Source organism: Streptomyces sp. NPDC002669 (assembly GCF_042889165.1).
Lineage (GTDB): Bacteria > Actinomycetota > Actinomycetes > Streptomycetales > Streptomycetaceae > Streptomyces.
The window spans coordinates 236,766-262,039 of record NZ_JBIAQQ010000002.1 but is presented as its reverse complement, the minus strand read 5'-3'; the positions used below and the strand labels follow the sequence as shown (position 1 = coordinate 262,039).

Below are 25,274 nucleotides of genomic sequence, written 5' to 3'. Positions count from 1 at the left end.
GCGGTCGGGATCGCCCCGGGTCAGGCGTTGCGGGTGGTCGTGCCGAACAGCCTGTCCAGGTGCAGATCGATCGCGGTGAGTGCGTCCTGCGGCCCGATCACGTCCAGTTCGATCAGAGGGGTGAAGCCGGTGAGGGCGAGGAGCAGGTTGGTCTCGGTCGCCGGATCTCGCTCGGAGTCGATGTGTCCGTCGGCAACCGCCTGGCGGACCAGCTGCTCGACGAGGGCCCGTCCCTGTACGAGGCCGTGGCGCGCCTGCTCGTGGACGGCCTCGTCGTGCAGTGCCTCCAGGACGTAGGCGGCGCTCATCCGACTGGTCGCGCGGGCGTCGGCGTGCAGGGGGAGCATTTCCGCGAGCGTCAGTCGCAGCACGTCACGCGGGTGCGGGCGGTCGCCGAGCTTCTTGAGTCCCTGTTCGACGCGTAGCGCCGTCCGTTCGGACGCGAAGTCCACGGCGAAGGAGAGCATGGCGGCCCGGGAGGCGAAGTAGTGCTGCAACTGCCCCAGGGAGATGCCCGCCTCCTGTGCGACCACACGCATCGTCAGATGCGAGACACCGCGTTGCTCCACCACTCGCCACAGTGCGCGGGCGATCGTTTCGCGGCGTTCGCGGTGATCCACCTGTTTCGGCATCTCCGGCCTCCCTGCCTTCCTCGGCGACCCGAAGCCTTTCCCATACAGTTGACATAATACAGCTGACCTAAGAATCTGGGGTCATGCCTGGACAACTGCCCGAGCGGCCGAGGGTTCGAACCACAGAAGGTGTCGTGCAGGGGCGCCGGCGACAGGGACACGCGGTGTTCCGCGGCATCCCCTACGCCCGGCCCCCGGTGGGAGCGTTCCGCTTCGCCGCGCCCGCCCCGCCGCACCGCTGGGAGGGGACGAGGCAGGTGGCGGAGTTCGGTCCCCTGGTGCCGCTGTCCCTGCCGGTCGAGGCGGGCCCGTCACGGGGCACGGACTGGCTGACGCTGGACGTCTGCACCCCGGATACGGGCGCGGCGGGACTGCCGGTGCTGGTGTGGATCCCGGTGGGCGGCTACGTCTCGGCGGCATCGAGCGACCCGATGTACGACCCGGCGGCACTGGCCGGGGCGGGACTCGTCGTGGTGACCGTCAACTGCCGCGTGGGCGTCGAGGGTTTCGCGTTCCTGGACGACGCGCCGCCCAACCGCGGCTTTCTCGACCAGGTCGCGGCCCTGCGGTGGGTGCAGGGGAACATCGCCGCCTTCGGGGGCGACCCCGACCGGGTCACCGTGGGCGGACAGTCCGCCGGGGCGGGATCGGTCGCCGCCCTGCTCGCGATGGAGTCGGCGCGCGGCCTGTTCCGGCGGGCCATCGCCCATTCGGTGCCGGGGCTGCACAGCACCCCCGCGCTGGCACGGCAGGTCACCGCCGCGCTCGCACACCGGCTCGGCGTGGCGGCCCCCACCGCGGCGGCCCTGCGGGAGACCGACCCCTGGCACCTGGCCGCGGGGCTCACCGCGTTCAACGCCGGACTCCACGCGCACCGGGAGAGCTGGGGGCGGCTCACGAAGACCGGCACCGCCCTGTGTCCCGTCGTCGACGGCGAGGTCCTCCCCGAAACGCCCTGGTCCGCGCTGGCCGGTGGGCGCGCGAGCGGGATCGAGCTGCTCGTCGGCCACACCCGGGACGAATTCCGGCTGTTCAGTGTCATGGCCGGGCGGCGGGGCACCTTCACCGAGCAGGACGCCCGTGCGGCCTTGGAGCTGCTCGCCCCGCAGCCGCACGGCGCGGAGGCGTACCGTGCCGCGTTTCCCCGGGCCGACCCGGAGGAGTTGGTGGAGACGGTGTACGCGGACGCCCTCTTCCGTATGCCGTCGCAGAAGCTGGCCGAGGCGAACGCCGCAGCCGGTGGCACCTCGTACCTGTTCGAGCTCGGCTGGAGCGCCCCGGTGCTCGGCGGCGCCCTGGGCGCCTGCCACAGCCTCGATGTCCCCCTGGCGTTCGGTACGTTGGACAGCCCCGTGGGGGTCCAGCTCGTCGGAGACGAGCCCACCCCCGAGGCCGTCGCGCTCTCCGACGAGCTCAGGGAGGCATGGATCCGCTTCGTCACCACCGGGGACGCGGGCTGGGCCGCCCACCGGCCCGACCAGCGGCTCACCCGCGTCCTGGACGCCGAGTCGGAGACCCGGCCCTACCCCGAACATGCCTCCCGCCGGATCTGGGAGGGCCACCCCATCGCCCCCTTCGACCTCTCGTAGCGGCCCACGCCGTCCGGTACCGGATCCGTCGCCCCGCCTCCGGTGAGGCCGCGGCCGGCACTCGGCGCGTCGGCGGGGAGCCACCGGCAGGAGCTGTGCCCCCGGGCCGGCCGGGCACCGCACCGGCGGGCCGACTGCCGGGTCATGGGCACCCGTACGTCTCCTGACCGCCGTGGGGCACCTCGGCGGTCGCCCTTCACCAGGCCGCGGGCAGGTGAAGAGGGCTGCGGCTGACAGCACCGCGCCGCCACACGATGTCGTCGACGGTGAGGGTGAGGCGCAGGTCGGGCAGCCGGCCGGCGAGGCGCTGGAGGGCGAGTTGGAGCTCGGCCCGGGCGAGCCAGGTTCCCAGGCAGTAGTGCCGGCCCGCGCCGAAAACGAGCGAGGGCTTCGGCAAGGGTGTGAACAGGTCGTCGTGAGGGTTGCCCGGGAAGGCCGCCGGGTCACGGTTGGCGGCGACACGGTCGGCCGCGACGAGGTCACCGGAGCGGATCGTCACACCGCCGATTCGGACGTCCGCGGTGGCGGCGAGCAGACGGCCGAGGCGTTCGTCGTGGTCGTTGAGGGGAATCAGGTGGAGCAGTCGCTCGGTGAGGACCGCGGCGGCCTGTTCGTCGCCGGTCAACCGGCCCCAGGCAGCGGGCTGTTCGGTCAGCAGATAGAGCAGGGAGTTGCTGAGCATGGTCATGGTGGTGTCGTGGCCGCCGGCGATCATGGTGGCGATCAGATTGACCAGCGCGGCCTCGGGGATGCCGCCTTCGCTCTCGGCGGCCCGGACGACGGAACTGACCACGTCGTCACCGGGAGCGCCGCGCCGCTCGGTGATCAACGCAGCGGCGAACGCGGTCAGTTCGGATCGGGCGCGGTCGCCCTCCTCCGGCGTCGCGACGGCTCCGGCGAAGGCGTGCTCGGCCCAGTGCAGCAGCTGCTCGATGGGAACGTCGTCCACGGCCAGCAGCCGGTGAATCACCGTGCAGGGCAGGGGCAGCGCGTAGTCGGTGACGAGATCGGCGGGCGGTCCCTTCTCGACGAGGTTGTCCAGGAGCCCGTCGACGACCGCGGCCACCCACGGTCGCATGTGCTCCACCGAGCGCGGGCTGAAGGCCCGTCCGACGGCCCGCCGCAGGCGCAGGTGCGCGTCGCCGTCCTGCTGGCCGATGGCTTCGCGGCTGTCCAGCAGGCTGGGGCTGTCGACGACCGGCGAGGTATCGGGCTCGTGGACGGGTGAGCGCCCGAAGCGGGGGTCGGTGAGGACCTGGTGCACGTCGTCGTACCGGGTGACGAGCCAGACGGGTGTGCCGTTCGGCAGCTCGACGAGCCGGGGCGGCCCGGGCACCGGGGCTTCCGCCCGGTGCAGGGGGACGGTGGGGGCGACGGACACGGTGTTCCTCCTGGTTTCCGCTGCAACGACGGCCCGGAGGGCCGGGCACGCCTCGACACCCGACCAACGACAGAACTCCGATCCAGGTCATTGGGTGATTCCGGAACTTTCCATGGGCCGGTCGGGGCCCCGACCGGGGCGGAACGGCGGCTCTCGTTCGAGATCCGTCCCGTAGAAGAGAGCGGGGCCGGGAGAACACTGTTGTTTCTCCGCGTGGCTGATCACCCAGGCGAGTTGAGTACCGGCACTCAGGTCGACCGGCCGGACCGCTCATAGCGTTCGGGCCATGCTCATAAACCACGCTGCCCGCGGCCCCGTGCGCCGGGCGGGCATCACCGCTGTGGCCTCCTGCCTGCCGGAGCGCGAGGTGACGTCCCGGCAGCTCCAGGCGGACGTCGCCGCCGCCTCCGGACTGTCCCTGCCCGCTCGGATGCTCGAACGGGCCACCGGCATCGTCTCGCGGCGGGCGGCCGCGCGGGACGAGTACGCCTCGACACTCGCGGTGCGGGCCGGCCGTGTCGCCCTGGCCAGGGCCGGGCTCACCCCGTGCGACGTGGATCTGCTGGTGTTCGCCTCGGCCACGCGGGACGTGGCCGAACCGGCGACCGCGCACATCGTCCAGGCCGAACTCGGCTCCCGGGCACACGCGTTGGACGTGACGAACGCCTGCAACAGTTTCGTCAACGGCATCGACACGGCACGCGCGATGATCCTCTCCGGCCGTGCCCGCCGGGCCCTGGTCGTCACCGGGGAGACCCCCAGCCGTGCCGTGCGGCACGCCCCCTCCGGCCCCGGGCAGCTGCGGGACGGGTTCGCGGGGTACACCTTCGGGGACGCCGGGGCCGCGGTCGTCCTGGAGCCGGTGGAGCGGGGCGGCATCCTCGACGTGGACACCGAGACGCACTCCGAGCACTGGGCGGTCGGGGGGATCCTCGGGGGTGGTTCGCGCCACCCGCGGGGGGACGAGTACACGTACTTCCACGGGGACGGCGGCGAGCTGCGCGAGGTGTTCGAGAAGGTCGGCGTGTCGGCGCTCGACCGGATGCGGCAGCGTACCGGCCTGGTGTGGGGCGATTTCCGGCACATACTGGTGCACCAGGTCACCGTGCCGTACCTGGAGCGGTTCGTGGAGCTCACCGGTGTTCCCCGGGACCGGCTCGTCGTCACCGTGCCCGAGCTGGGCAACATGGCCAGTGCCACGCTCGGTGTGCAGCTCGACCTCGTCCACGAGGGGCTGGAGGCCGGCGACCGGGTCCTCTTCGTGGGGCTGGGCGGCGGCGTGAGCATCATGACGATGGTGTGGGAGCAGTCGTGAGTGCCCTGTGGGTGGTGGTGCCCGCCCACCAGGAGGCGGCGCGCATCGGCGCCACGCTGGAGGCGCTCGCGGGCCAGCGCGACCGTGACTTCACCCTCGTCGTCGTGGACAACGCCTCCAGCGACGGCACCGCCGCGATCGCATGCGCCTTCGCCCGCCGGGCGCCCTTCCCGGTCCATGTCCTGTCCGAGCCGGACAAGGGCGTGGGCTGTGCGGTGGACACCGGATTCCGGTACGCGATCGAGCACGGTGCGACGCTGCTGGCCCGCACCGACGCCGACTGCCTGCCGCGCCCCGGCTGGACGGCCGGTGCCCGCGACGCCCTGCGCCACGGTGCGGGTCTGGTGTGCGGACGCATCGACGCGCGCCGTGACGAGCACGGGCCGCTCGGGCGGGCCGCTTTCCGCGCGCTGGTCCGCGTCGCCGCGTTCTTCGGCCGGATACGCCCCGCCCACCACCGCCGGCACGGCTACCTCGCCCCCTACCGGATGCACGCGGGCAACAACATGGCCATCACCACGGCGTTGTACGAGGCCGTCGGCGGCATGCCGCGCCGTCCTTCCCCCACCGACCGCCTGTTCCTGAACCGGGTGCGCCGCCACACCACCGCGATCGTCCACGCCCGCGACATGGTCGTGGAGAACTCCACTCGCCGGCTGAGCGCCTACGGCCTCGTCGGCACCGCCCGCTGGTACCTCGACAAGGGCCCGGGCCGTCACGGGGAGGACCCGCGCTGATGCTCGACACCCTTGCCCACACCCTGCGGCGCCACCCCGAACGGCCCGCCGTCCTCGGCACCACCCGCACCGGGGCCGTACGCACCAGGGCCACCTGCGGGGACCTCGTCGACCTCGCCGACCGGTACACCGCCGCCCTCCACGCGCGGGGCGTCGCACGCGGCGGCACCGTCGGTGTCGCCGTACGGCCGGGGCCCCGGGCCCTGGCCGTGATGCTCGCGGTGCACCGGCTGGGTGCCAGGGCCGCGGTGCTCGACCCGGGCGCCGGGCCGGACGTGCTGCGCGCCCGGCTCGCCCTGGCCCGCCCCGACGTCGTCCTCGCCGACGCGACCGCCCAGGCGGTCGCCGGATGGGCCCGCCCGCTCGCCCGCCGGGCCCGTCTGGCCCTGCCGGACCTGGCGCGGCTGGGGCCGGTGGCCACGGTCGGGCCGAGGCTGCCCGGGTGCGCCCCCGCGCTGGGCGCGGACGTCCGGGCCGTACCGCTGCCGTCCCCGGTGGACGAGGACGGGGACGCGGTCATCGTGTTCACCTCGGGCACCACCTCGCGGCCCCGCGCGGTGGTCCACAGCCGGTCCTCGCTCGCCGCCGGCATGACGACGGTGACCGAGTTGGTACGGCCCGGGGCGGGACGGCCCGTCCTCGGCGGCACCTTCTTCGTCCTCCTGCCGTCGCTGGCGAGCGGGGCGCCGGTCGCGCTGCCCGCCCGCTCCGCGCCCGTGCTGGCCCGGCAGCTGCGCCGTCTCGACCCGCAGGCCACCTATCTGACGCCGCCGCAGCTGAGACGGCTGCTGGCACAGGGCGCCCGCTTCCACGGGCGGGTGTGGACCGGGTCGGCTCCCGCGAGTGCCGAGCTGCTCACCCGCGTCAGGCGCGCGGGCGCGGACGAGGCGTGGGGCGTGTACGCGCTGACCGAGCTGTTCCCCGCCGCGGCGGTCGAACAGGCCGACAAGGCCGCCTTCACCGGCGAGGGGGACCTGGTCGGTGCGCCCCTTCCCGGGGTCGTGGCCAGGACCGGTGCCGCCGGGGAGCTGCTGCTGTCGGGCCCGGCGGCCCGGGACCGCTACCTGGGCGAGGACCCCGACCCGTGGGTAGCCACCGGCGACCGGGCACGTCTCGACGGCGGCCGGATCGTGCTGGAGGGCCGCCGCAAGGACATGGTCCTGCGGCACGCGGAGAACATCTACCCCGGCCTGTACGAGCCGGCGCTCCATGTGCCGGGCGTCGAACTGGCCCTGCTCGTGGGCGTACCGGCGGGCGACGGCGACGAACGCCTGGTCGCCGTCGTCCAGCCCGGACGCGGGGCCGGCCGGGCGGAGCTGCGGGCGGCCCTGGCCGGGCCGCTGGAGCGCATGGGTGCCGCCCGGCCGGACGCGGTGCTGCTCGCCGACATCCCGCTGTCCGGGCGTTCCCGCAAGCCCGACCGCGCCGCCACCGCTCGCCTCGCCGCCCGGCGCCTGGCCGAACGGAGCCGGGGATGACCGTGCCCGGTGGCGCGCCGGCGCTGTGGGCCGTGGTGCCCGCCTACAACGAGGAGGCCGGGATCGGGGCGACCCTCGCCGCTCTCGCCTCGCAGACCGATACCGGCTTCGCCCTCGTCGTCGTGGACAACGCCTCCACCGACGCGACCGCCGTCGTCGTGCGCCGCTTCGCCGCCGGTGCGCCCTTCCCCGTGCACCTGGTCCACGAGGAGGAGCGGGGCACCGGCGCCGCCGTCGACACCGGCTTCCGGTACGCGATCGAGCGCGGCGCCGCGCTGCTCGTACGTACGGACGCCGACTGTCTGCCCGCCGCGGACTGGGTGGCCACGGCGCGCCGGGAGCTGGCCCGGGGCGCGGAGATGGTCTGCGGCCGCAGCCTTCCGCGCCGCGACGAGTCGCCGTCACCGGCCGAGCGGTATCTGCTGCCGGCAGTCGTCAGGATCACCGCGCTGTACGGGCGTTACCGCGCCCGGCACCGGCACCCGCGCTACCGCGCACCCCACGTGCTCTGTCACGGCCACAACATCGCCCTCACGGCCGGGCTCTACCTGCGTTGCGGAGGCGCGCCCCGTATCCCGTTGGAGGGGCCGCCCGAGGATGTCGTCCTCCTCAACCGGGCGCGCGAGCACAGCGACCGGATCGTCCGGGCCGAACGGATGGTCGTGCGCGCCAGCCTGCGCCGTCTGCGGGCCTGGGGTGCCCGCCGGACCCTGCTGTGGTGCTGGGACCGCCGCTATCGACCCGCCGACCCGAAGCAGGTGCATGTCCGTTGACCGGCCGATCGTCCTTTGCCCCGGCCCGCGCCCGCCGCCGCGACCGGCGCGTGTACACCCGTTCCCACCCCGTGCTGTTCGCGCTCCTGGCCCTCGGCCGGCGCCGCGCCGTCACCCGCGTCGGCGGGGCGGTCCTGGTGCACGGCACCGAGCCCTACCGGCAGGCCCTCACCAGGATCCCGCTGGACCGCACCGCGGACGGCACCACCGGCGGCGCCGCCCGCCGGCTGTCCGCGGGCGGCACGCTGTTCGACCAGGAGGGCGCCGGGCACCGGGCCACCCGGCGTGCCGTCGCCGACGGTCTCGGCGCGGCGGGGGTGGAGCGGCTGCGCCCGGTGTGGCGGGACGTGCTGGACCGTCGTTTCGCCCCGCTCGCCACGGGCCGCGAGGTCGACCTCGTGCCGGCGGCCCGCGAACTGGCCGGGGCCACCGTCCGCGCGCTGCTGGACGCCGTCGGCGCCCCGGAGGACATCGCCTCGGCGGCGGCCGGGGCAGCGGCCGCCGCGGTACGTGACCACCTGCCCGGCCCCCGGCCGCCCGGTACGGCGCGTGCGGCCGCCGCGGCGACCGCACGGCTGGAGGCGCTGCTCGCCCCCGTCTCCGGCGAGGCGGCCGGGTCCGCGCTGCGGGCCGTGCTCGCGGTCGCCGCCGTCAACACCACCGTCGCCGCGCTCCCACGCGCCGCCGCCTGGTGTGCCGACGCGGGTTTCTGGGACCAGGCGGCCGACGACCGGCTGCGCCCGGCGCTGGTGGACGAGCTGCTGCGGGTGATCGCCCCTTCTCCGTTGCTGCCCCGCGCGGCGGCGGCCGACGCGGAGTTGGGCGGTTGCCCGGTCCGGGCCGGGGACCGCCTGCTTCTGGTCGCGCGGCACGCCGTGCGGGCCCACGACCGGCTGCCCGACGCCCACCGTCCGGTTCCGCCCGCCGTGGCCCGGCTCGTCTTCGGCGCGGGCGGCCATGCCTGCCCCGGCGCGCGCCTGGCCCTCGCGCAGCTCGACGATGTCCTCGCCGCGCTCGCTCCCCACCGCCCCGTCGTCGTACGCGCCCGGGTCGACCGGGGCGCGGCCCTGCCCGGCTGGCGCTCCCTCACCGTCCGGGCGGCCGACGCCCGTCCTCCCCTGGAGAACCGATGACCACGATCGCCGTCACCGGTGCGAGCGGCTTCTGCGGCTCGCACGTCGCCGCCACGGCCGCCGCCCGCGGCGCCGACGTGCTGTGTGTCGGGCGGCGGCCCGGCCCGGTCGGCCGGCACGTTTCCTGGGACGCCGCGTGCGAGGTCCCGGACCTGTCCGGGGCCGACCTCGTCGTGCACTGCGCGGCGGCGGTCGGCGACCCGGTGCCCGGCTCCCCGGCCGAGGCCGCCATGCACGCGGTCAACGTCGACGGCACGGCGCGGCTGCTCCGGGCGGCCGGCGACCGGCCGGTGGTGTGGGTGAGCAGTGCCAGCGTCTACGCGCCCGGCCCCGGACGTTCCCGCGTCACCGAGGACCATCCGGTACGCGGGCACCTGAACGCCTACGGCCGTACCAAGGCCGCCGGTGAGGCCCTGGCCCTCGCCGCGGGCGCCGTGGTGCTGCGGCCGCGCGCGGTCTACGGCGCCGGGGATCCGCACCTGGTGCCCCGGTTGCTGTCCCGCATCCGCCGCGGGCTGCTCCTGCTGCCGGGGCCCAGCGTCCTCCTCAGTCTGACCGCCGTCGAGAACCTCACCGACGCCTGCCTCGCGGCTGCCGGCTGGCCGCCGGGTGCGTACAACATCGCCGATCCGGTGCCCTACGACCGGGACGAGGCGATCCGGACGGTCCTGCGCGCCCATCGCGTACGGGCACGCATCGGCCACGTCCCCCTGTCCGTCGCCCGCGCCACGGTGGGCGGTGCCGGGAGGGCTGCCCGGTTGCTCGGTCGCACGGAGCCGTCGCTCACCCGCTACGCCGTCGACCAACTGGCCCATTCGGTCGTCCTGGACGTGTCCAGGGCCAGGGCTCAGGGGTGGGTGGCCGGCCGCGCTCTGCGGGACTACGCACCTGCCGTGCCGGGTGCGCCGGGCGGGGTGTCCGGGTGTGCCGAAGAGGGCGCCGGGGAGGCGGCCGCGCCGCAGGGGTGACCAAACTCCTTCGGCCGGGTCGCGGCACCCGACTACAAGGGCTGCTCCCCCGAACGCCCCTGGAGACCGGCGCGGGCTTCCGCGTCACCGGCTCGGCCCCGCCCCCCTACACCTTCGTCGGCCGGGTCGCCGTGAACGAGTACCGGGCCGCCGGGGCCGGACAGCCCGTTCGGCCATCCGCTGTCCAGCTGCCCGATCGACGGCATCGGCGCCCTGACCACGCCGATCACCTGAACCGGTCGAAGCGGCCCGATGGGCCTCCGCCGAACCGTGAGCCGGACGGCAAGGGCCCCACCGGGCCGGACGCGGGCAGGATGCATCACCGGGAGTCGCACCCGTGCCCGCGCGCGGTGGGGGCCGAAGGACCGTGCGCACCGGGCATCCGGCCCGGGAACGTCACGACACCAGGCCGGCCCCCTCCAGCTCGGTCAGCCGCACGGTGCACAGCCCGCCGCGCTCGGCCTTCACCTCCGTCACCTTCAGCTGCGTCCCCGGCGCGAGGATGTACTCCTCCTCACCCGTGAACGCGGAGAACCGCCGGATTCCCACCGCCCGCGCGGGCGTCACCTCGAACAGCGTCCGTCGGCCGCGTCCGCCGAGGAACGCGCGGGCCACTCCCAGCTCGGACGTGCACGACGACACGCCCCACCACGTCACCGTCCGCCCCAGCGGGTACTGGGACCGGAGGTCCAGCGCCACCCCGCGCCACAGCGGGCGCGTCTGCGCCGGCAGCGCCTCCATCGCCGAGAACAGCAGCCGCAGGTACGGCAGGTACGGCACCACGCGCTCGCGGTCCGAGGAGCGCAGCACGGCGTTGAGTTCGCGGTAGAAGCCCGACTCGCACGTGTACAGGTAGAGGGCCGAGATCGCGTCGGCCGACAGGGCGCCCACGGCGTCCTCGGGCAGCACGCCCTCGACCGCCGCCCCCGCGGCCTTCGTCTCTCCGAAACGGCTCGACAGGTCGATGTGCCGGTCCAGGTTCCCGAGCACCTGCGAGACCGGCTCGACGGCCTTCCGGAAGTCCATCAGCGGCGTGTCGAACACCCCGGTGACGGGCGGCAGGACGAGGCCCTCGTCCTTGACGCTGGTGAGCCGCTCCAGATACAGCTGGTGCAGCTCCATCGTGGACGCGATGAACGCCCCCATCCGCTGCGCGACGGCACCGTCCTCCGGCCCGCCGGCCCCGCCCGCCCCCTGGTCCCAGCCCTTCTGCGGCAGCCAGTCCACCGGCTCGGCCCCCACCGCCGCCAGGGCGTCGTTCACCTGGGCGAAGTGGTCGCCCTCGCAGAACAGGTCCCCCTGTGCGGCCGGGTTGGCGTGGTCCAGGTGCCGGACCTCCACTCCCGGGTACTTCTTCTCCAGCCGTTGGACGACCTTCTTCAGGCTCCGGGCGTGGGCGCCCCACCAGGCGAACACCACCCCCCGGTCGTCCTCCTCCGCCGCGTCCTGCTTCGCCCGGAGGATCTCCTCGACGATCTGTTCGGCCACGGGGCGCCAGAACGACGTGTGCCGGTCGGTGGGCATCGCCCCGTCCGCACTCGCCGTGAGGGAGGCGTTCAGCAGCAGCACGCCCTGGGTGAGCATCGCCTGGAACCACTCGGGCGGCTGAACCGTGTCCTGCTTCTTCAGCAGGGCGCGGACGTCGGCGATCGGGGTCTTCTTGACGATGCCGTGCTTCCACATCGCGGCCGCCTTGATGAGGCAGCGGATGCTCACGACCCGGCCGAACTGGCTGTCCTTCCAGTCGTTGAAGGTGTTGTCGAACATCGCGATGCCGGTCGCGCTCTCCGCCCGCGGATAGGGGTTCTGTCCGAAGACGACCACCTTCCACTTCTCCGGCGGATGCGGCTTCAACGCCTGGAACGTCAGCTCGCGCACCGGAACGACCTCCGGGCTGCGCTTCGGGCCGATGAAGTCGGCGGCTCCCGGCTGCGCCTCGATCACCGGTTTGAGCAGCGGCAGCCACGGCTCGCCGCCGCCGGTGAACAGGTCGGCCAGTCCCAACGGGTCCCCGGCCTGGGAACCGGCATCGCCCGCGCCCGTCACGTCGACATCATTCACGAGAGTGGAACTCCCCATACTCGAACCGGGCGCCTCCGCGGGCGCCCCGGCATGCTGAACGGCTGCGGTGGGTTCGTCGCCGGTGCCGGCGCCCTGGGCGGCACCGGTCTGCGAGGTCTTCGGGTCAGTGACGAAAGGAAGGCCGCTGCGGCACGTTGATCCGGACCCGCCGTGCGGACCCCGCTCCCTCGATGTCGTCGAGCTGCCCCAGCACGGTGGCCCGCAACTCGTCGTAGTCCGTGAAATCGTGGTCCTGGAAGAGGGTGTAGCCCGTCCACATCAAGTTGGCGCACACCTTCGCGGGCACCTTCCCGGTCTGCGCGCCCATCCCGACCAGGGCCACCGACCGGATGCTGCCCGGCTTCGCCCGGTTCTGCAGATGCACCGCCTGGAAGGCGGCCGCGCAGGCCAGGGCCACGTTCATCGTGTCGCTGACGTTCTGCGACGACTGGCGCATGGTGGGCGTCGAAATCAGGTACCGGGGTGTGTCGGCCCCGGACGGGACGCACACCGCGCTGCCCACCGGCAGCCGTCCGCCGAACCGGTCACGGATCGCCCGCTGCACCCGCACCTGGATGCCCGCCCCGAGGTACCGCTTGACGACGGCGTCGACCCCACCGTCCATCCGGCCACGCTCGTTGGTGGGGGAGACCCAGGCGTCGGCGTCCACGTCGAGCAGGGAGCCCCGTCTGATCTCGACCTCCGGCGTATCCGCGAACGCGGACCGCCAAGCCCTCACCACCCCGTCGTTGACGTCCACCAGGACGACGCTCAACGCATGCCTGACACTCACGAATTCACCCTTCTCGCCCCGTGATCCCGAACAACTCCGAAACTACCGTGCGCCACTGACAACGCCGTTCGACGGAGTGGTCCGAGCGGGAGGGACGAGGGAACGGGGGATGGAGCGCCGGCCGGCGGGCCGGAGGTGCCCGGTCGTTCCTCACTTCTCGGTGAGGGAGATCCTTCCCGCGTGCAGGCGGCCGTCGCCGCCGTCGAAGTACACCCGGTCGCCGACGACGGCCGCGTCGGGGTTGTCCGGCGACAGACGGGTCCGGGCCGGGGACTTGCCGGTGCGGGCGTCCGCGGCGTGCAGTGTGCCGGTTTCCGTGCTGAAGAGCACCGATCCGTCCAGCAGACCGTGCAGTTCGGGTTCGCCCTCCGTGTGCGTGGTCCAGAGCGGTTTGCCGGAGCCGGCGGCGACCGCGTGCACGTCTCCGGGGCTCCTCGTGCTGTCGTTCTCTCCGGTGCCTCCGAGGATCACGCCGTCGGTGACCAGGAGCGGTTCGAGCCACTTCCTGCTCTGGACGTCCGGTTCGTAGGTCCACAGCCGGGTGCCCCGCCGGGCGTCGACGGCGTGGAGCTCGCCCCGGCTGTCGCCGGCGTAGACCGTGTCTCCCGACACCTTGATCGCCGTCACCTCGGTGCCGTATTCGTCCTGCGTGCGGTATCGCCAGCGCTGGTCCCCGGTCTTCGCGTCCAGGGCGTAGAAGTAGGAGCCGTCCTTCCCCCACATCCCGCCGTAGAGCACCCCGTCCACCACCGTGAGCGCGTCGGACAGGCCGTACTCGACCGGTCGGGTCCACTTCAGCCGTCCGGTGGCCGCGTCCAGTGCCGACACGGCGTACCTGCCGGAAGGTTTCGACCCCGCGGGGAGGTCGTACAGGGCATTCACGTAGACGGTCCCGTCGACCACCACGATCCGCAGGTAGAGGTGGAACGTCGTGCCGGGTGCCGTGTGCGCCCGCGCGTCCACGCTCCAGACCTGCTTGCCGCTGTCCAGGGAGATGCCCTGGATCGTGCCCCGCTCGTTGCCGGAGGCCACCACCAGACCGTCGCTCACTCCCTCCAGGGACGACGCGGTCGGGTCGTCGTACGTCCACGCGGTGTCGCCGCTGTCGGTGTGCACCGCGTGCAGCAGACCGTCCTGGCCCTCGCCGACCACCTTGCCGCCGGCGACCACCGGATGCCACAGGTCCTCGTCGGACGGCCACTCCTCCCGCACCTTCAGCTGTTTCGTGACGGCCGTGGGGGCGGCGGTGCTCCCGCTGCCGTTGCCGCGCGACGAGCCGGAGAAGGCGCGGGGCAGGAGCAGCCCGGCGACGACGGCGAGGACGACGAGCGTGCCCGCCGCGGCGAGAACGGCCGTACGCCGCTGCCGGATCCACTCACCCGGGCGGGCGGCGGACGAAGGCCGCCCCGGCGGCCCGCCGAGCCGTGCGGTGGCAACGTCGGTGTGCGCCGGGCCGACCGTGGGCAGGTCCGCGCCCGTGGGCAGGTCCGCGCTCGCCTCCTCCGGCAGCGGGTCCGTGCGCAGCGCCATGACGTCGTCGGCGACCGGCGCGGGCAGCCAGGCGGCGCCGGTGAACGTGGACCGGGCCCCGCCATCCCCTTCCCACCGGCCCAGCTCCGCGACGAGTTCCGGCACCCCGGGCCGCCGCAGCGGGTCCTTGGCGAGGCACCGGCCGACCACCCCGGCGAGTTCGCCGGGCAGCCCCGACAGGTCCGGCTCCTCGTGGACGACGCGGTAGCTGACGCCGTGCGCGTGCCCGCCCCCGAACGCGTTGGTGCCGGTCGCGGCGTACACCATCAGCGCGCCGAGCGCGAACACATCGCCCGCGGGCCCCACTTCACGGCCGATCAGCTGCTCGGGCGGAAGGTAACCGGGGCTGCCGACCATGGCCCCGGTGGCCGTCAGCTTGGTGTCGTCGGCGGCCACCGAGATCCCGAAGTCGATCACCCTGGGGCCGTCCGGCGCCAGCAGCACGTTCGACGGCTTCAGATCACGGTGCACCACCCGGGCCCGGTGGATCGCCTCCAGGGCCTCCGCCAGTCCGGATCCCAGCGCCCGTACGGACCGCTCGGGCCAGGCACCGTGCCGGGCGACCGCCGCCCCCAGCGAGAGACCCGGCACGTGGGCGGTGGCCAGCCACGGCACTTCCGCGTCCGGGTCCGCGTCGACCAGGGGCGCGGTGAAGGGGCCCGTCACCCGCCGCGCCGCCGTCACCTCCCTCCGGAAGCGGGTACGGAAGGACGGGTCCTCGGCCAGTTCGTCGTGCACCACCTTCACCGCGGTCGCCCGGCCGCCCGGCGACCGGGCGAGGTACACCCGGCCCATCCCGCCCGAGCCGAGCCTTCCGACGAGCCGGTACGGGCCGATCCGTGCGGGGTCCCCCGCCTCCAGCGGCGCGAACGCCTGCACTGGCTCCTCCTCGTTCGTCATTTTCCGGCCGTGCGTACGACGCGGTGGGTCAGGTCGCGGCCCGGTAGGCGGTCAGCCGGCCGTCCAGCTCGACGAACACGGTGTTCCCGACGATCCCGAAGTCCGCGTCGTCGTCCACGTCGACCGGTTCCCGCCACCGGGTCCTTCCGTTGCCGGCGTCCAGCGCGCTCAGGTACCCCTCCGAGTCGTGGACGAGGAGGGTGCCGTCCACGGCCGTCAGGGACGTCACCTCGTCGGCTTTCTGCTTCTTCCGCCACAGCACCCGACCGGTGTCCGCGTCGAAGGCCGACACATAGCCGTCGTTCTCGAAGTAGACGTTCCCGTCGGTCACTTCGGGCCCGCCGGCTCCCCCGCCGAGCCGCCCGTCCCACAGCTCCCCCTCGAAGGTGCCGCGCCACACCTCGTCGCCCGACGCGGCGTCGACGGCGTACAGGGCACCGTCCTTGGTACCGAAGTAGACCTTGCCGCCCGCTGCCACGAGCGCCGTCTCCACCTCGCTGTCGGCCTCGTAGGACCACGTCTCCTTGCGCGTGCGGGTGTCGACCGCGATCAGTTTCTTCTTGCCGTACGTGAGGAGCGCGTCGTCGGTGACGGAGGCGTCGTCGGACGTCAGACCGTTGAACGAGTGCCTCCACAACTCGCGCCCCGTGCGCGGGTCGAGAACGTAGAAGAAGGCGTTCATGTGCGCGTAGGCGGCGCCGCCCACGACCACCGGGGAGGGGTGGAAGGAGTCGTCCATGTGCTTCCAGAGCGGATCGCCGCTGTCCGCGTCCAGCGCATACAGGTACTGGCCGCTGCCGTAGTACAGCAGGCCGCCCGAGACGGCGGTGATCTCGATGTCGTCGCCCACCGTGTTCTTCACGTAGTCGCTCTCCTCGGAGACGTCGGAGATCTTGACCCGGCGGGCCCAGCGATCGGATCCGTCGGCGACGGACAGGGCACTGATCTCGTGGCGGTCCTTGTTCTCCAGGTAGACCGTCCGCTCCGCCGTCATGGCCATGGTCTGTCCCTCGTCCAGTGACCGGGACCAGAGTTCCCGGACGTTCGCGGGGGCGGCGGGCGGGGAGTCGTCCTTCCCCCCGTCCGCGGACACCTGCCACACGACGACGCCGGTCACGATGACGGCCAGGGCGGTCGCCGTGGCGAGAGCCGTCCGCAGCCGGCGGCGCCGGGCGGGCGGAGGCGTGCCGGGCAAAGGCTCCGGGCTGTCGTCGGTGGGAACTTCCGGGACTGTGTCCTCCGGCCGGGGCATGGGCTCGGTGGGCACCTCGGCCCGCATCCGGGTGGCGGATTCGACCACCGGGCCGGGCATCCATCCGGCCGTCGCGAGGCCCCCGTCGTCCTCCTCGCCCCGGTCCGGTGCCGGGGCGGCCCGGTGCGGGTGCCGATCGCCGTGGGCGGGTTCCGGGCGGCCCAACTCGTCCAGCAGCCACGGCACCGTGGGCCGCTCCCCGGGGTCCTTCGCCAGACACCGGGCCACCACCGCCGCGAGGCCGGGCGTCAGGCCCCTCAGGTCGGGGCTCTGGTGGACCACCCGGTAGTTGACCGCTTGGGACGCGCCGCCACCGAACGGGCCGACGCCCGCGGCCGCGTACGCCAGCACCGCCCCCAGCGCGAACACGTCACCGGCCGGACCGACACCCTCATGGCGCAGTTGCTCGGGCGGGATGAAACCGGGGGTGCCGATCACCGTTCCGGTCTCGGTGAGCGCGGTGTCGTCGGCGGCCAGCGAGATCCCGAAGTCGATCACCCTGGGGCCGTCCGGCGCCAGCAGCACGTTCGACGGCTTCAGATCGCGGTGCACCAGGCCCGCCGCGTGCACGGCGGCGAGCGCCTCGGCCAGGGCGGCGCCCAGGCCGCGCACCGCCTGCTCCGGCCACACCCCGTGCCGGGCCACCGCCTCCTGGAGCGACAGGCCGGGGACGTACTCCGTGGCCAGCCAGGCCGGGTTCCCCGACGGATCGGCGTCGACGACCGCGGCGGTGCAGAAGCCCGTCACCCGTCGTGCGGCCTCGACCTCGCGTGCGAAGCGCCGCCGGAACCCCTCGTCCCACAGCAGTGCTTGCCGCACCACCTTCACCGCCACCGCGCGTCCTGCGGGCGAACGGCCCAGGTACACCCGGCCCATGCCGCCCTGGCCCAGCCTGGCCAGCAGCCGGTACCGGCCCACCTTCACCGGGTCACCCGCCGTCAACGGTACCGCCGCCACCGCCCACCTCTCCCGCCGCCCACGCCCCTGCCGGCCCGCCGCCCCGGCGAACTCCGGGCAGCGGCCCCGTGGTTCCAGCATGCCGCAGATGGGACCCGCGTCGCAGGCCGTCGCTCACGGAGCGGACGTGCTTCGCGGTGTCGAGGCCGCCCGCACCTGGTCGTTCCCACCCCTACTCCGGTGAGGGGCCGCTTCGAGGGCCGGGGTCCCACCGGGCTGCCGGGTCAGGGCACTTGCAGGTCCCAGTCGAGTTCCCAACGCCGTACCGCCCCGCCCGTATCGGGAGCGGTGCGATCACCTTCGCCCGGCATGCGCCGAAGCTCCGCCGTCGCGTGCGACAGTCGCACGGCCGCCGTCGTTGTGCGGAACGGCCGGAGCGGCCGGAACGGCCGAAACTTCCGGAACGACGGCCGCGCCCCGTCGCGACGCTCGTAGGATGCCTGGATGCCCAAGCCGATACGGATGAACCGCCGCTCGTGGGTTGCCGCGTGGGTGGTGCTGTGCGCGGCCGGCCTCGCCGCCACCGCCGGACTGAACACCTCCTCGACACCGGACCCGCGGCCCGAAGAGCCCGTCAGCGCCGAGTGTGCCGAGCTCATCGCGGACATCGAGACGCAACTGGCCGAGGCCGGGCAGGAGGACAAGGGGAACGGCGTGCTGGCCTTCTCCCGGATCCGGACCGGCGCCGGGGACGACTGCCGTGACGCTCTCCGCGACCGCTTCCGGGGCGATCGGTGAGCCGCGGTGCCCGGCTCGCCGCGACGGCGGGCGTGGCCTTCGTCGTTGCCGCGGTGGTCATTGCGGTGGGTGCCGCGCCGGAACCGGAGCAGCGGCCCGCGCCGCCGCGGGTGTACTCCTCCTGCCTGGCGGCCGACACCGAGCAGATACCGGCGGGCGGCGATCCGTGCGAAGGCCGCTGAATTGGACATCAACCCACGTGGTAATCAGGGTAGTTGAGGGAGAATCAGTGAGCAGGAGGCCGCAGTTGTGGGTGGTCGGCGCCATGCTGGGCGTCGCCGCTTCGGTGCTGATGTGCGGGCTGACCGTGGTGGCCGTGGTGCTGGTTCCCGTTTGGTGGCCGCATCCGGCGGTGGTGGGCATTGCGGTGCTGATGATCTTCGGCGCCGGGTTCGCGTCGATCCACGCGTGCTTCGTTCGACTCGATCCCTGGCACTTCGGGGTGGCCGCGATCGTGGAGGTTCTGCTGGCTCTGGGGTTGTTGGGGTTTCTCGACCAGGCCGTGCTGGATGTGTGGGGCGGGCCGGTGGACACCGTCGTCACGAAGTCCGTGCGGCACGAGAAGAAGTCTCCCACGGGGAGTGTCACCGGCTTCTGGTGGGAGTGCTCGCTGGAACGGCTCGACGGTACGGAACTCGAGCGGAATCTGCGGCAGTCGGACTTCGTCCCGCTCGGGAAGTCGTGTCCCGCCGATGCGAAGGCGGGAGACCGGCTCGTGGTGTACGCGGTACCAGGAGGCTTCGCCGCGCCGCAGCTGAACGCCCCCGTCGGCGGTGTGTGGCCGGTCATCACGTTCACCGCCGCTGCCACCGCGACGGCGGCGGCGTTCACGGCTGTCGGCATGGCTCGTGCGGGTGCGTCCAGGAAACCTTCGTAGGCCCCGCGGCCTCGTACCGGTCGCTCTCCCCTACGGGGTCAGTCCCCGTCGTCGAACCACTTCCCGCCACAGCGTCGGCAGCGCTCGCCCCACCACGGGTCCTCCCAGTCGTGCTCGGTGACCACGTGGTTGTCCATCTTGCCGCAGCGCCGGCAGATCTGCACGTGGTCGCAGGGCGTGGCCCTGTGGTAGTAGGTGACGTAGTTCGGCCGCTGTGCCGCCGGGAGGCTGTCCACCGGGACGAGGTCGTTCGCGTGCCGGACGTATGCGCGCTCATGGCCGCAACGGACACAGACGACGATGTTCCGGCACGGGTCGGCCGTGGTTTGCTCACGCCCGTACTGGTGCAGCACGTCGGACCGTCGAAGCCGGTCGCAGAACGCGCACCGCCATTCGTGAAGGCACGGGGTGGCGGGGCTGCCGAGCTCGTCGGGCGCGAAGCACCGGTCCTTGTGGAGTCCGCGCCGGCACAGCATGCGCCGTACGGCCCCGGAATGCCGGAGGGGCGAGGTCATCCGTGCGGCGCTCCCCAGGTTCGCAACCACGGCGATCGGCACACCGACCAGCCCCTCGTACGCATGGTAGGACGCGATCGCACGACAGCGAACACCTCGGCGACGATGCGGTCCTGACGGTCTTCGAGCAGCCGCGGCGTCCCGCCCCCGGACGAGCTGATGACGATGCCCGCCCGGGCGCCGCCCTCACCGGGGGTGTCGCTGCCGCCGCGTCGGCGTCTCGCGGGCCGTGGGGTTCATCTGCGGTGGGCGGTGGCAACGACGGCGGGCAGGAGGGCGAGGGAGAGGACGCCGCCAGTGAGGGCGAGGACGGGGTAGCTGGTGGCGGCGACCATGATGCCGGAGGCCATGCCGCCGGTGGCACCGGCGAGGGCGATGGAGACGTCGACCAGGCCCTGGGTCCTGGCGCGGGTGGCGAGGGGGACGGTGTCGGTGATGATCGCGGTGCCGGAGACGAGGCCGAAGTTCCAGCCGAGGCCGAGCAGGGCGAGGGCGAGCGCGAGGAGGAGGACGGAGTCGCCGGGTGCTGCGGCGGCGAGGATTCCGGCGGCCAGCAGGGTGATCCCGGAGGCGGCGGCGATCTTCATGCGGCCGTGGCGGTCGACGAGCCGGCCGGTGAGCGGTGAGGGCAGGTACATGGCGCCGATGTGGATGGCGATGACGAGGCCGGAGGCGGCGGTGCCGTGGCCGTGGTCGTGCATGTGGACCGGTGTCATCGTCATGATCGCGACCATGACGAGCTGGGTGAGGACCATGACGAGGGTGCCGAGGGCGACGCCCCTGCGGCCCTCGTCGGGGGCGGCCGGGGTGGTCGTGGCTGTTGCGGTGCGGTCCTCTTCCGGCCGGGCGAGGCTGCGTGCGAGGAGCAGCGGGTCGGGCCGGAGCCATACGGCGAGGACGACGGCTGCCAGGGCGTAGGCGAGGCCGGAGAGGATGAAGGGGCCGGCGAGGATGAAGGGGCCGGCGAGGATGAAGGGGCCGGCGAGGGCGGGGATGCCGAGGTGTTCGGCGAGGGTGCCGGTGGGGGCGGCGAGGTTAGGGCCGGCGACGCCGCCGAGGGTGGTGGCGACCAGGACGGTGGAGACGGCGCGGGCGCGGTGGCCGGGGCCGCGAGGTCCAGATCTCCTTCGAAGCGGTCTGGAACGCCGACTCCCCGCTCGCCCCGGATCTGCTCCACCTGGCCGACAGCCTCGCCGCCGCCCGCCGCTAGGCATACACATTGCTTATGGTCCGATTCAGCGAAATCCTCTACCGGGCAACCGTATGGACACCTAACTTTGCCGGCAGATCGCGGCACCCACCGCACCGCGTGTTCCCTGCCGATCGAACGAGACATAACCATGACGTATCTTCAGGGCACGCCATGGTTCGCCCCGACCGGCCGCGTCACGGCTGCGGGCAGGTACGAAGGACATCTCCGGCAGGGACGGGTACGGGAAGGACGAGCAGCCGTTCCTGGGCGCCGTCCCGGGCGCTTTCGGCAAGGAGCGCATCCTCCGCGACGCGGACGTCCGGGCTCCGCGGTTTCGCGACAGCGGCCGACGCGAGGGTCCACCCGGCGAGCGACCTGTCGCCACCACGGCTGGAAGCAGCCCCCGACATCCACCCCCACGACGCAGCCCGAGGGAAGCAACATGCACGAGATCACCGCACTTCTGCGCGAGTACGACCGCGCCCGCGCCTACACCGACGAGCTGTGGAAGGACCTCACCCCGGACGAGGTCACCTGGCGCCCGCACGAGGACTCCAGCGCCATCGGCTGGCACCTGGGCCACCAGGCGCACGTCGCCCACTTCATGATCCGCAACCTCACCGCCGCCGAGCCCAGCCCCGACCCGGAACTGGACGGGATCATGGACTCGGCGAACCCGGAGAAGTTCCGCGGCGCGTTGCCGACCGTCGAACGGCTCACCGCCTTCCGCGACACCGTCGCCGAACGCGTCCACGCCCGCATCGGCGACATCGCCGCCGGCCGGGTCGGCGCCCCCACCCAGCTGACCGTCGTCGCCAACCACCTGCTGCTCGCGCTCATCAACCACGAGTACCAGCACGACCAGTGGATCGGCGAGGTCCGGGCCGACAGCCTCGGCCACGCGCTTCCCCCGGATCCCGCCTCGGACTGGCTCAGCCGCGTCGACGGCTACCTCGTCTGCAACCCCTGCGCCTGACCCCCGGACCACCGGGCACCCCCCTGTCCGGGCCGCCCACACGTCACAGGAGCACCACACCACCACCTCCCCCGCTCGGCACGGACGTGTGGGGCGCGTTCTCAACTCGCCGTGGCCATCGCCAGCGCCTCGTTCAGGTGGTGCTCGGCGATCCCTCGCATGAACTCCCGGTCGGGGAAGTCCCCGTCGAGCAGGCGCAGCGGGCCCGCTGTCAGTGACAGGTGCTGGGTGAGTCCGTAGAGCGCGAGGCGGTCCTCGTCGAGGCCGTCCGCCGTCAGTTGCCGGTACTGGTCGGCGGTATGGCGGAGGCGCAGGAACACGTGCTCCCACTCGACGTCGAAATACAGCAGGTTCTCGATGTCGATCATGACGGGACGGCCGTTCCGGTCGACCATGACGTGGTCCAGGCCCAGCTCGCCGTGGACGACGGAGTACTCCGCGCGCGGTCGCACCGCCGCGGTCAGCCGACGCAGCCGTTCCTCCAGCCGAACGCGGGCGTCGGCGATCCTGTGGTCGCGTGCGGCCGCCTCGGCGAGGCAGCGCAGTGCGAATACGAGTGCTGCCTGCTCGCACGAGGCCGACCGTGACGTGCCGCCGCCGTCGACCAGGGCCACCTTGCCGAAGGACGGTGCCCGGTGGGCACGCATCGTCGCCAGGCTCTCGGCGAGGCGCCTCATGGTCGGCTCCGCGGCGCGCGGGTCGCGGTTGCGCAGGTCCATCAGCTTCTCGCCGGGCACGTCCTCGACGATCGCGAGGTCGGCCGGGTGGTGGGTGCGATCGCGGTCGACCAGGTGAATCTTGAGGACCCGGAGTCCCAGCGCCTCCAGCCGGGCGTGCGCGGCCTCGAACAGGTCGAGCCCGGTGCCGGACGAGAACGGGTCGGCGAGGTCGCCGTCGTGCTCGGTGGCCGGCCAGTAGTTTTCGGAGTCGTCCCACAGGTAGGCGATCGCCGTCATGGTGTCGTCCATCGTGAGCCGGTAGACGCCCTTCGTGGTCCCGCCCGCGAGTCGCTCGACCGCCTCCAGCCGTCGCCCGCCGCCCAGCGCGGCCCGCGCCGCGCCCGCCAACTGATTCCGCGTCACTTCTTTCGGTGCCACGCCCGTAACCCGCCTTCGGCCTCGATGACCGGGGCACCTTACGCGATTTGTCATTCAACGCCGAACGAGTTGTTCCGTAAGTTTCACGGGTGATTCGAGAACGGGCGACGGGCGGCGTTCCGCCCCGTGCGCCGGCGTCGTTCATCGGGTTGGCGACAAGGGCTGCGTGGTGAGCGAGGCCCGGTCCGTGCCGTCCAGGAGCTCCTGGTGGTGAGGGAGCTCGGCGGACCGAGAGCTTTCGGGCCAGGTGTCGCGGTGGGTCACGGGCTGGGGCCATGGCGTCGTCGGTGTCGGTCGTGCTCGCACCGGTCCGGTTCGGGGCGTTCCCGGGAAAGGCGGGTGGTGGGCACGGTCGCCCTTCACGGAAGGAATCCCGTCGCCTTCCCTGCCGAGCCCCCTGCCCACCACCCACCGCCTGCCTCGTCCCGCCTCAGCCGGTCGTGGCGCCCACCGCCTCCGGTGTGGTCTCCGTCAGTTCTCCCTCCTCCAGCAGCAGCCACCGGGTGATGCCCAGCGAGTCGAGGAAGGGAAGGTCGTGGCTGGCCACCAGCAGCGCGCCCCGGTACGACGCCAGGGCCGTGGTGAGCTGCCGGACGCTCGCCATGTCCAGGTTGTTCGTCGGCTCGTCCAGCATCAGCAGTTGGGGTGCCGGATCGGCCAGCATCAGCGCGGCCAGCGCCGCCCGGAACCGCTCGCCGCCGGACAGCGCCGCCGCCTTCCGGTCGGCGACGGCGCCCCGGAACAGGAAGCGGGCCAGCCGCGACCTGATCAGGTTGTTGGTGGCGCCCGGTGCGAAACGGGCCACGTTCTCCGCGACGCTCAGTTCCCCGTCGAGGATGTCCAGCCGCTGCGGCAGGAACCGGGCCGGCACGTGCACCGTCGCCTCCCCCGACACCGGAGCCAGTTCCCCGGCGATGGTGCGCAGCAGCGTCGTCTTGCCCGCGCCGTTGCGTCCGACCAGTGCGACGCGCTCGGGACCGTACAGGTCGTACCCGCCGCTCACGCGCGCGCCGTGCGCCATCTCCAGTTCGCGCAGCGTCAGCACCGACCGGCCCGGCGGCACGGCGGTGCACGGCAGGTCGACGCGGATCTCGTCGTCGTCCCGTACGGCCTCCACCGCGTCGTCGAGGCGTTCCCTGGCCTCGGCCAGTCTCTCCTCGTGCAGCATGTGGTGCTTGCCCGCGGACTCCTGCGCCGCGCGCATGCGCAGCCCCATGACCATTTTCGGTTCGCGCTTCTGGTCCCACATCTTCTGGCCGTACCGCTTGCGGCGGGCCAATTTGACCTGGGCGTCGACCAGTTCGCGCTTCTGCCTGCGCAGGTCGGCCTCCGCGACGCGGACCATGCGCTCGGCGGCCTCCTGCTCGACGGCGAGGGCCTCCTCGTACGCCGAGAAGGTGCCGCCGAACCAGGTGATGCCGCCCGCGCGCAGGTCGGCGATCTGGTCCACGAGTTCCAACAGCTCCCGGTCGTGGCTGACCACGATCAGGACACCCGGCCAGGAGGCGACGGCGGCGTGGAGCCGCCGCCGCGCGTACAGGTCGAGGTTGTTGGTCGGTTCGTCCAACAGCAGGACGTCCGGGCGGCGCAGCAGCAGTGCCGCGAGCCGGAGCAGCACGGATTCGCCGCCGGACACCTCGCCGACGGTGCGGTCGAGTCCGATGTGCCCGAGGCCGAGTTCCCCGAGGGCGGCCAGGGCGCGTTCCTCGACGTCCCAGTCGTCGCCGACGGTCTCGAAGTGTTCCTCGGTCACGTCGCCGGCTTCGATGGCGTGCAGCGCGGCCCGCCGGTCGGCGATGCCGAGTGCCTCGTCCACCCGCATGTCGGTGTCGAGCGTGATGCTCTGCGGGAGGTAGCCGATGGTGCCGGCCACGCGGACGGTGCCGTCGACCGGGGCGAGCCGGCCGGCGATCAGTTTCAACAGGGTTGATTTACCCGATCCGTTGACGCCGACGAGCCCGGTTCTGCCGGGGCCGAAGGAGGCGTCGAGTCCTTCGAGGACGCAGGTGCCGTCGGGCCAGGCGAAGGACAGAGAGGTACAGGTGACGGAATGAGTCATACGGGGTCTCCGCGGTTGCGTGATGTGTTCAGGGCAAACGCGTATCGAGACACCGGGAGGCGGCGACCTGCCGTCGGCGGAAGACCGACAGGGGACCGGCAGGAGCGAGGTGACGTCCGGGGAGCGCGGGAGAACGCAAAAGCCCTGCTCCGCAAGGACGGCTCTGACGCCGAGGTCGCACGCGGCATCCCCACACGTACAGGGGGACACGGTGTCTCAGGACCTCAGACGTACAACGTCCTTCTCCAATCGGCGGCAGCAGAAGCCCGTACAACGTAGCAGGGTGCCGGCCGGCACGGTCAACGGCTTTTTCGCCGCCCC

General features: G+C 73.1%; 20 protein-coding genes and 1 pseudogene. 11 read left to right on the top strand and 10 right to left on the bottom strand.

The window, feature by feature from the left end:
• Positions 1-20: 20 nt before the first annotated feature.
• Positions 21-632 carry a TetR/AcrR family transcriptional regulator gene (locus tag ACFYW1_RS03610; protein WP_388986390.1) on the bottom strand — a complete coding sequence of 204 codons (612 nt, stop codon included), beginning with the start codon at positions 630-632 and terminating at the stop codon, positions 21-23.
• An 83-nt stretch (positions 633-715) separates the two neighbouring features.
• Here ACFYW1_RS03610 and ACFYW1_RS03605 point away from each other — a divergent pair, with 83 nt between their 5' ends.
• Entirely contained in the window at positions 716-2,221 is a 1,506-nt protein-coding gene (locus ACFYW1_RS03605; RefSeq protein WP_388986387.1) for a carboxylesterase/lipase family protein, read from the top strand.
• A gap of 196 nt (positions 2,222-2,417) precedes the next feature.
• On the opposite strand, the gene ACFYW1_RS03600 is transcribed toward ACFYW1_RS03605, so the two are convergent.
• On the bottom strand, positions 2,418-3,602 hold the full coding sequence (locus ACFYW1_RS03600) for a cytochrome P450 (protein WP_388986384.1): 1,185 nt from the start codon (positions 3,600-3,602) through the stop codon (positions 2,418-2,420).
• Positions 3,603-3,888: 286 nt separating this feature from the next.
• Between ACFYW1_RS03600 and ACFYW1_RS03595 the strand changes: the two genes are divergently transcribed.
• From ACFYW1_RS03595 to ACFYW1_RS03570, 6 genes are read left to right on the top strand one after another with little or no spacing between them, the layout of a single operon-like run.
• Positions 3,889-4,917 (top strand): 3-oxoacyl-ACP synthase III family protein, encoded by a 1,029-nt coding sequence (locus ACFYW1_RS03595; RefSeq protein ID WP_388986381.1) that lies wholly within the window; start codon positions 3,889-3,891, stop codon positions 4,915-4,917.
• The gene (locus ACFYW1_RS03590) at positions 4,914-5,654 is read left to right on the top strand and encodes a glycosyltransferase family 2 protein (protein WP_388986378.1); all 741 of its coding nucleotides are present in this window, start codon (positions 4,914-4,916) and stop codon (positions 5,652-5,654) included. Before ACFYW1_RS03595 ends, ACFYW1_RS03590 begins: the two co-directional genes overlap by 4 nt.
• Positions 5,654-7,132, top strand: coding sequence for a class I adenylate-forming enzyme family protein (locus ACFYW1_RS03585; RefSeq protein WP_388986375.1), 1,479 nt, complete (start codon positions 5,654-5,656; stop codon positions 7,130-7,132). The genes ACFYW1_RS03590 and ACFYW1_RS03585 overlap by 1 nt, the downstream gene beginning before the upstream one ends.
• Entirely contained in the window at positions 7,129-7,905 is a 777-nt protein-coding gene (locus ACFYW1_RS03580; RefSeq protein WP_388986372.1) for a glycosyltransferase family 2 protein, read from the top strand. Before ACFYW1_RS03585 ends, ACFYW1_RS03580 begins: the two co-directional genes overlap by 4 nt.
• Positions 7,902-9,038 carry a cytochrome P450 gene (locus ACFYW1_RS03575; RefSeq protein ID WP_388986369.1) on the top strand — a complete coding sequence of 379 codons (1,137 nt, stop codon included), beginning with the start codon at positions 7,902-7,904 and terminating at the stop codon, positions 9,036-9,038. Before ACFYW1_RS03580 ends, ACFYW1_RS03575 begins: the two co-directional genes overlap by 4 nt.
• Positions 9,035-10,006, top strand: a complete 972-nt coding sequence (locus tag ACFYW1_RS03570) for an NAD-dependent epimerase/dehydratase family protein (protein ID WP_388986366.1) — start codon at positions 9,035-9,037, stop codon at positions 10,004-10,006. Before ACFYW1_RS03575 ends, ACFYW1_RS03570 begins: the two co-directional genes overlap by 4 nt.
• A 396-nt stretch (positions 10,007-10,402) precedes the next feature.
• Here the strand turns inward: ACFYW1_RS03570 and ACFYW1_RS03565 are convergent, their stop codons facing one another.
• From ACFYW1_RS03565 to ACFYW1_RS03550, 4 genes are all read right to left on the bottom strand, one after another.
• Positions 10,403-12,067 (bottom strand): ADP-ribosyltransferase domain-containing protein, encoded by a 1,665-nt coding sequence (locus ACFYW1_RS03565; RefSeq protein WP_388986363.1) that lies wholly within the window; start codon positions 12,065-12,067, stop codon positions 10,403-10,405.
• A gap of 124 nt (positions 12,068-12,191) precedes the next feature.
• On the bottom strand, positions 12,192-12,860 hold the full coding sequence (locus ACFYW1_RS03560) for a macro domain-containing protein (protein ID WP_388986360.1): 669 nt from the start codon (positions 12,858-12,860) through the stop codon (positions 12,192-12,194).
• A 150-nt stretch (positions 12,861-13,010) separates the two neighbouring features.
• Entirely contained in the window at positions 13,011-15,269 is a 2,259-nt protein-coding gene (locus tag ACFYW1_RS03555; RefSeq protein WP_388986358.1) for a PQQ-binding-like beta-propeller repeat protein, read from the bottom strand.
• Between the two features lie 49 nt (positions 15,270-15,318).
• Entirely contained in the window at positions 15,319-17,580 is a 2,262-nt protein-coding gene (locus tag ACFYW1_RS03550) for a PQQ-binding-like beta-propeller repeat protein (protein ID WP_388986355.1), read from the bottom strand.
• Between the two features lie 363 nt (positions 17,581-17,943).
• Between ACFYW1_RS03550 and ACFYW1_RS03545 the strand changes: the two genes are divergently transcribed.
• The 3 genes from ACFYW1_RS03545 (at position 17,944) to ACFYW1_RS03535 (ending at position 19,114) form a co-directional block, all read left to right on the top strand.
• The gene (locus tag ACFYW1_RS03545) at positions 17,944-18,237 is read left to right on the top strand and encodes a hypothetical protein (protein ID WP_388986352.1); all 294 of its coding nucleotides are present in this window, start codon (positions 17,944-17,946) and stop codon (positions 18,235-18,237) included.
• Entirely contained in the window at positions 18,234-18,419 is a 186-nt protein-coding gene (locus ACFYW1_RS03540; RefSeq protein ID WP_388986349.1) for a hypothetical protein, read from the top strand. Before ACFYW1_RS03545 ends, ACFYW1_RS03540 begins: the two co-directional genes overlap by 4 nt.
• Positions 18,420-18,490: 71 nt before the next feature.
• A complete protein-coding gene (locus ACFYW1_RS03535; protein ID WP_388986346.1) occupies positions 18,491-19,114 on the top strand; it encodes a hypothetical protein in 624 nt (207 codons plus the stop codon).
• A gap of 38 nt (positions 19,115-19,152) precedes the next feature.
• Here the strand turns inward: ACFYW1_RS03535 and ACFYW1_RS03530 are convergent, their stop codons facing one another.
• Positions 19,153-19,629 carry a hypothetical protein gene (locus tag ACFYW1_RS03530; RefSeq protein ID WP_388986344.1) on the bottom strand — a complete coding sequence of 159 codons (477 nt, stop codon included), beginning with the start codon at positions 19,627-19,629 and terminating at the stop codon, positions 19,153-19,155.
• 236 nt (positions 19,630-19,865) lie between these two features.
• Positions 19,866-20,735 (bottom strand): annotated as a pseudogene (locus ACFYW1_RS03525) (MFS transporter); the annotation flags it as partial.
• Positions 20,736-21,263: 528 nt separating this feature from the next.
• Between ACFYW1_RS03525 and ACFYW1_RS03520 the strand changes: the two are divergent.
• The gene (locus ACFYW1_RS03520) at positions 21,264-21,797 is read left to right on the top strand and encodes a DinB family protein (protein ID WP_388986341.1); all 534 of its coding nucleotides are present in this window, start codon (positions 21,264-21,266) and stop codon (positions 21,795-21,797) included.
• 101 nt (positions 21,798-21,898) lie between these two features.
• Here the strand turns inward: ACFYW1_RS03520 and ACFYW1_RS03515 are convergent, their stop codons facing one another.
• On the bottom strand, positions 21,899-22,879 hold the full coding sequence (locus ACFYW1_RS03515) for a phosphotransferase (protein WP_388987001.1): 981 nt from the start codon (positions 22,877-22,879) through the stop codon (positions 21,899-21,901).
• Between the two features lie 445 nt (positions 22,880-23,324).
• Complete coding sequence (locus tag ACFYW1_RS03510) at positions 23,325-24,953, bottom strand: ABC-F family ATP-binding cassette domain-containing protein (RefSeq protein WP_388986338.1); 1,629 nt, start codon at positions 24,951-24,953, stop codon at positions 23,325-23,327.
• Between the last annotated feature and the right edge of the window lie 321 nt (positions 24,954-25,274).